The organism is Cedecea sp., from assembly GCF_036500665.1.
Classification (GTDB): Bacteria; Pseudomonadota; Gammaproteobacteria; order Enterobacterales; family Enterobacteriaceae; genus Cedecea.
Genome location: NZ_DASYBS010000166.1, coordinates 1 through 5663 on the forward strand (window position 1 = coordinate 1; position 5663 = coordinate 5663).

At 51.1% G+C, this 5663-nt stretch carries 7 protein-coding genes and 1 pseudogene; all 8 read right to left on the reverse strand.

Going from position 1 to position 5663, the window contains the following annotated elements:
- Window positions 1–252: 252 nt before the first annotated feature.
- Window positions 253–849 carry an AAA family ATPase gene (locus tag VGM55_RS26020; RefSeq protein WP_278431487.1) on the reverse strand — a complete coding sequence of 199 codons (597 nt, stop codon included), beginning with the start codon at window positions 847–849 and terminating at the stop codon, window positions 253–255.
- Window positions 846–1283 carry a PTS sugar transporter subunit IIA gene (locus tag VGM55_RS26025; RefSeq protein ID WP_130380506.1) on the reverse strand — a complete coding sequence of 146 codons (438 nt, stop codon included), beginning with the start codon at window positions 1281–1283 and terminating at the stop codon, window positions 846–848. The genes VGM55_RS26020 and VGM55_RS26025 overlap by 4 nt, the downstream gene beginning before the upstream one ends.
- A gap of 9 nt (window positions 1284–1292) precedes the next feature.
- Window positions 1293–1562, reverse strand: a complete 270-nt coding sequence (locus tag VGM55_RS26030; protein ID WP_331637164.1) for a hypothetical protein — start codon at window positions 1560–1562, stop codon at window positions 1293–1295.
- A gap of 66 nt (window positions 1563–1628) precedes the next feature.
- Complete coding sequence (locus VGM55_RS26035) at window positions 1629–2471, reverse strand: class II fructose-bisphosphate aldolase (RefSeq protein ID WP_331637165.1); 843 nt, start codon at window positions 2469–2471, stop codon at window positions 1629–1631.
- Window positions 2458–3825 carry a PTS sugar transporter subunit IIC gene (locus tag VGM55_RS26040; protein WP_278431489.1) on the reverse strand — a complete coding sequence of 456 codons (1368 nt, stop codon included), beginning with the start codon at window positions 3823–3825 and terminating at the stop codon, window positions 2458–2460. The genes VGM55_RS26035 and VGM55_RS26040 overlap by 14 nt, the downstream gene beginning before the upstream one ends.
- The gene (locus VGM55_RS26045) at window positions 3818–4132 is read right to left on the reverse strand and encodes a PTS sugar transporter subunit IIB (protein WP_012144987.1); all 315 of its coding nucleotides are present in this window, start codon (window positions 4130–4132) and stop codon (window positions 3818–3820) included. The genes VGM55_RS26040 and VGM55_RS26045 overlap by 8 nt, the downstream gene beginning before the upstream one ends.
- A gap of 10 nt (window positions 4133–4142) precedes the next feature.
- Window positions 4143–5123, reverse strand: a complete 981-nt coding sequence (locus VGM55_RS26050; protein WP_331637166.1) for a 6-phosphofructokinase — start codon at window positions 5121–5123, stop codon at window positions 4143–4145.
- Between the two features lie 384 nt (window positions 5124–5507).
- Window positions 5508–5663, reverse strand: a pseudogene (locus VGM55_RS26055) (DeoR family transcriptional regulator); the annotation flags it as partial.

The window sequence follows — 5663 nt, forward strand, 5'->3', positions numbered from 1 at the left end:
TTTGCGCACGGATGTTGCCGTCGAGGTGACGGTGGATGTCGGTCAGCGGAAGGCGGGAGTCAATCATGATGTGCACTCGTTATTTTGTTGTAGGTAAAGTGCAGATCAGTATAAAAACAAAATGATGAAAATTGCCATGTCGTTGCATAAAAAAGTGACTTGAATCACACTAATTGCGATTGGTGTCCCATTTCAAACGAAGGCGGGAGGAAAATACTCCCGCGTCCTGGTGGACCAAGGCGCCTGAACACCTCAACCCACTTTCAGTTTGACGACATTTCCATCGGCCTTATCACCCACGCCATGTTGCATCAGCCAATCTACCAGCCGGTCGATCTCCAGCGGGAGCGCTTGATCAACGCGGATCACCGGGCCGATGGCCATCGGCATGGCACGTTCGGCCAGTGCCCGTAACTCTGGCAAGTATTCTGCGCCGGGGTGACCTGTCGATCGCTGGCCGAGGCGAGCAGCATAGCGTTCGGTCGCCAATTTTGCGGAGATCTGATTCCATACTTCCAAAACCTGAGTCACGCCCGCTTCGCGAAGGTATTGACGCAGCAACTCTCTGGGTTGAAAACCGTACCAGGCGTCAATCACATAGATACAGCGCTGCGGTGCCTGCGCCACCATAGACCAAATGGCCTGATAGGCGGCGTAACCTAGCCGACGGTTAAGCTCACGATCCACGTTGTCCAGTTGCGCCATAAAGGGCTCCTTGATGCTGTCGAGGCTCAAATAAGGCAGGCCAAAGTGCTGCGCCAGCGCACGGGCGAGGGTGCTCTTGCCAGAAGCTGGAATGCCATTGACCAAAATAACGGTTTTGCCGTCGCTGTCAGTTAGCGCAGTCATAAGATTTCTACCACCTCTTGCCACAGTTTGGCGGTGCGCAGTTGATCGAGCCGCTGTTTGTTGTCCAGCAACTCGACAATCGCCCGGATGCCTTCTTCAATATGCCGGTTGCTGTCCGTCGCGCCGAACAGGATGACGATATCGGCCTTTTCACTGTCCTGAAAGGCGATGGCCTGGTCCAGCAGCACCATGCTGAAGCAATTTTTGATCACGCCACACTCGGGCCGGGCATGGGGGATGGCAATCCCCTCGTCAAACACATAATAAGCGCCATGGGCAAGCGTATTGCTGATCACCGCCTGGTGATAGGAAGGGGAAATATAGCCGTTCTCGATCAGAGGCCGTGCCGCTAATTCAATCACCTTTTTCCAGTCCGTTTCCTGCACACCGACCTGTATTGCTCCGGCCTCGATCAACAGTTGTTTAATAGTCATTATGTTCCCTCAAAGAGACTTCCTGATAATATTACGCAGCTCGTCCATTTTGATAAAAACCACATCGATTTCCTGGCGGTGATTTTTATTTTTGGCATAAATCTTTAATGCCCGATTATAGACCAGCATTAATGTTTTATGAATTTCGCCATTTGCCGGCGTTGCTGCCAATTGCTGCTCCAATAAAGTAATTTCGGCTGATATATCATTGGCTTCAGCCTCATTGTGCCCGTCGGGTGTCGATTGTTTTTCGCGTAGACGTTTGATGAAGTTAAGCATGATTGTCTCCAGCCCTGACGGGTGCCAGGGCACCAGGGTTATATTAAAATGAAAGTAGAGTAGTATTTATCTAAACAGGCCGATTTTTTCCGTTAATACCTGAGTGACGGCATTATTGGCCGGGATCAGGAATTTACGCACGCTGTCATTCACCTTGCCCTTTTCGAATGTCTGCATGCAGCGGCCGACCCATTGTACGTTCATTTCTGTGCCCACATTGACCTTTTCAATGCCACCTGCCACTGCTCGTCGCATGTCCTCATCGCTGACCCCGGTACCGCCGTGCAGGACCAGTGGGGTACGGGTGGCCGCGGTGATTTCCGCCAATCGCTGATGCTGGATATGTGCCTTCCCGGTGTACATGCCGTGAACGGTGCCGACCGAGACGGCTAACATGTCGACCCCGGTTTCATCGACAAAGCGTTTGGCGTCTTCCACTGTGGTAAAGGTGATGTCTTCTTCCGCGACCGCTTTGCCGTCCTCCGAGCCGCCGATAGCCCCCAATTCGGCCTCCACAGAAACGTTGCGCTGGCGTGCAATGTCGATCACCTTGCGGGTATTGGCGATGTTCTCGTCCATTTCCAGGTGCGAACCGTCGTACATCACCGAACTGAAACCGGCGTCGATCGCGGTCACGATGGAGGCGATGTCCGAGCAATGATCCAGATGCAGGCACGTTGGCACACCTTCGCTTTCTGCCAGTGAGCGTACCGAATCAACCAGCAGTTTGTAGCCCAGATACTCGGCGGTGCCGGTTGAAATCTGGATCATCAGCGGGCTGTGGGTGTCCTTGGCCGCTTTGAAAAAGGCCGGCAGCATCTCCAAACAGTGGAGGTTGAATGAACCTATTGCCTTGAAATTACGGGCTTTAGCCACGGACAGCAGCTCGTTGAAGTTATAGAGTTTCATGGACTTTTTCCTCATGGTGCTTGGTTGATTTACCGTTAACAAACCACGCAATCAGCGTGACGAAGATGATGAACAGAGCGATGAACAGCCAGTTACCCTGGAAGGCATGCCCCATTACCAGACCGCTACTGATGACGTCGGAGTCGCTGAAGGTCACGCCGACAAAACCGTAGCTTTCCAGCATTGGCACCAGAATGGCGGGCAGGAAGGTGATAAACAGGCCGTGGACCACGCCGCCGATCATGGCACCGCGTCGGCCGCCAAGTGCGTTGCCGAAGATGCCTGCGGTTCCTCCGGCGAAAAAGTTGGTCAGCAGGCCGGGCAGAATCATTGCCAGTCCGAACATTGGGAAAACGATCATGCCGATGATGGAACCCAGCGTGGTAGCCAGGAAGCCAACGATCACCGCGTTAGGGGCGTAGGGGAACAGTACCGGGCAGTCCAGTGCCGGTTTGGCATCCGGTACGATGCGCATGGCGATACCACGAAAGGCCGGGACCAACTCATTGAGCAGCAGACGCACACCGCTGTAGAGGATAAATACCCCGGCGACAAACTGGATGGCCTGCATAAAGGAGTACATCAGGTAGTTCATGCCACCGGCATACTGAGCGATGTACTGCGGACCGGCTGCCAGCGCGGGGATCAGATACATCGGGATCATCACCACCGCCATCGACAGGTAAGTGTCCTGCAGGAACTTGAAGTTGTCGGGCAGCTCCAGATCTTCGGTTGAGCGTGAGCCTTTACCGACCACCTTGGCGACCGCAGCCTGTACCAGATAACCGATGGTGCAGAAATGCCCCAAAGCTACGTCATCCGAACCGGTAATCTTACGGACTACCGGCTGGGCCAACGCCGGCATTAACACCGCCATCACGCCGCCAAATATGCCGCCGGTCAGGATCAGCGGCAGGCCGGTGAGTCCCGCTTTATAGCCGATCACCGCCCCTATGGTGGCCATCCACAGCAACGCCTGCCCGGTCAGGAAGATGTATTTGAACGGGGTGATACGCGCAATAATGATATTTACCGCGAAAATCACCATCAACGTCATCGCCACTTCCGAGCCGAGTTCGCGGTTGGCCAAGCCGGCAATGGCGGCGACGTCGGTGATGTAGCCGGTCATGCCGAAGCCGTGAGTGAAGATGCTGTTCAAATAGGTCAGGGCGCCGACAATAATGTTGATGCCTGCCATCATGATCAGAAAGCCCAACAGGGTTTTAAAGGTACCCTCAGCCACTTTCCCGTTGGATTTTTTCTGCAGTATCAGCCCCAGCATGGCGATAAAGGCGATCAGAATCGAAGCCTGACCGAGCAGGTCCTTGACGATAAAGTCAATCAGACTATTCATGGTGGGCTTCCTTCATATCGCGCTCTTTCAAAAAGGCCACAATCTTTTGCTCAATTTCCGCCTTATCGGTGAGCCGGTGCAGAATAATCACCCGTTTCTTTTCTTCTTCGCTGGCGTCGGCATTTAAAATATCAGCGAAGGTTTTTTGGGTGAGAATAATATCTGATTTAAAGGCACTGGCCTCAGAGATAGTGGTGTGATCAATATCTGCCTCAATCTCTAATTTCTTCAGCACCGCTCTTGCGCTCATTTCGATAGCAAAGCTGGAGCCGAGGCCACAGCCACATACGCACAGTATTTTAAGCATGAGTCTCTCCTCAGATTATATTTAATTGCCTGGCGAGTTTATAATGGTGTCCTTCGGTATCAACCAAACGTTTTTGCATGCTGATTAAATCAATAGGGATGGGTTGGTTAGCGGAATTAATAATGATCGCCTTGTTTTTCATGCCGGAGTGAATACAGCGAACCACTTCGCTGGCCATAATAGTGCCCTGATAAATCTCTTCGCAGGTAGGGTCGCCATTGCGCAGGCCATAACCCATAATGGTTTTACGAATACGTACACCAATTTTTGGCTCAAGCTGTTTAATCATGGTGTCGATGGCACCCTGAAAACCCGGTGAATATTCTTTGGTATATCCCTCTGAACATAAAATAATAACGCTGTTTTGTTGTTCCAGACGCTGGCTTATTTTATCCGCCAGTTGGCTTAACACATATTGGCATTCCGGGATCAGGGCAAAATCCGCATTGGATTTGATCGCCGCCTGTAGCGTCAGTTCCCCGCAGTAACCGCCAAGCAGTTCAATCATGAACACACGTCCAGGCAGGGCGCGCCCAGTGTTACGCAGTTTGGAAACTTCTTTGATCACCTGTTCGCAGGCGGTGGAAAATCCAATGCTGTAAAGGCTGCCAAAAACATCATTGTCGATGGTCATACCCACGCCAAAACAGTTAATGCCAAATTCGCTGAGGGTATTTAAAAACTGCAGCGAACCGTCGCCACCGGCCATAATAAGCACATCAATGTGCAAAGCCTTAAGCTGTTTGCTGATGGTTTCATATTCACTGGCGACCAGTTTTTTGGCCGTGCGACCGGAAGACATTATTGGCATCGCTGAAATAGCGTAATCAACCAGATCACGTCGGCTGATAGCCTGGTGCTGATTAGTCAATAGTCCGGGTATTCCGCCGTTGAACAGAATGATATCGGCCTGCGCCAGCCTGGCAACCTGGAAAATAAAGTTATTGATGCCGGTGACGTCGCCGCCGCTTATTACTACACCGATTTTCATATAGCTGCTCCCAATCTGTTCCGTGGAGCTTATTGTCATTTTTGACATCGCTAAAATTTGCAGGCAATATCACAAAACAATCACAAATATTTTCGTGAATGACCTTGACATGCTGCTGGGTGGCAATGTTTTTGAGAAGTTGATCTCGTTTTTATTTAGGGGGCATAACGGGGTTTTAAATACTATTTATTAATAATCATCATGTTACCTCGGAATCGCTATAGAGGTATTTGCCAAGGGGGAAATGACTCTTCGGGAAAAAATAAGTTTAATGAAGTGTGATTGCTCTCGCATTTTTATCCGCTGCACAGAGATTAACAGTAATAAATACGCGGCCAGGATTAATAACCGCGTATTTATTAAGTCATTTAATTGAGGGGTTACTCAAGCCTTAATCACCGTCACCCCGGCTTGTTCCAACGGGGTAATCAGTGTGGCATCGGTCGAGCGTTCGACAATAATGCTTTGCGCCAGGGTGATATCACCAATCGCATATTGTGAGGCGGCATTCAGCTTGGCGGCAGAGGCCAACACCACGGT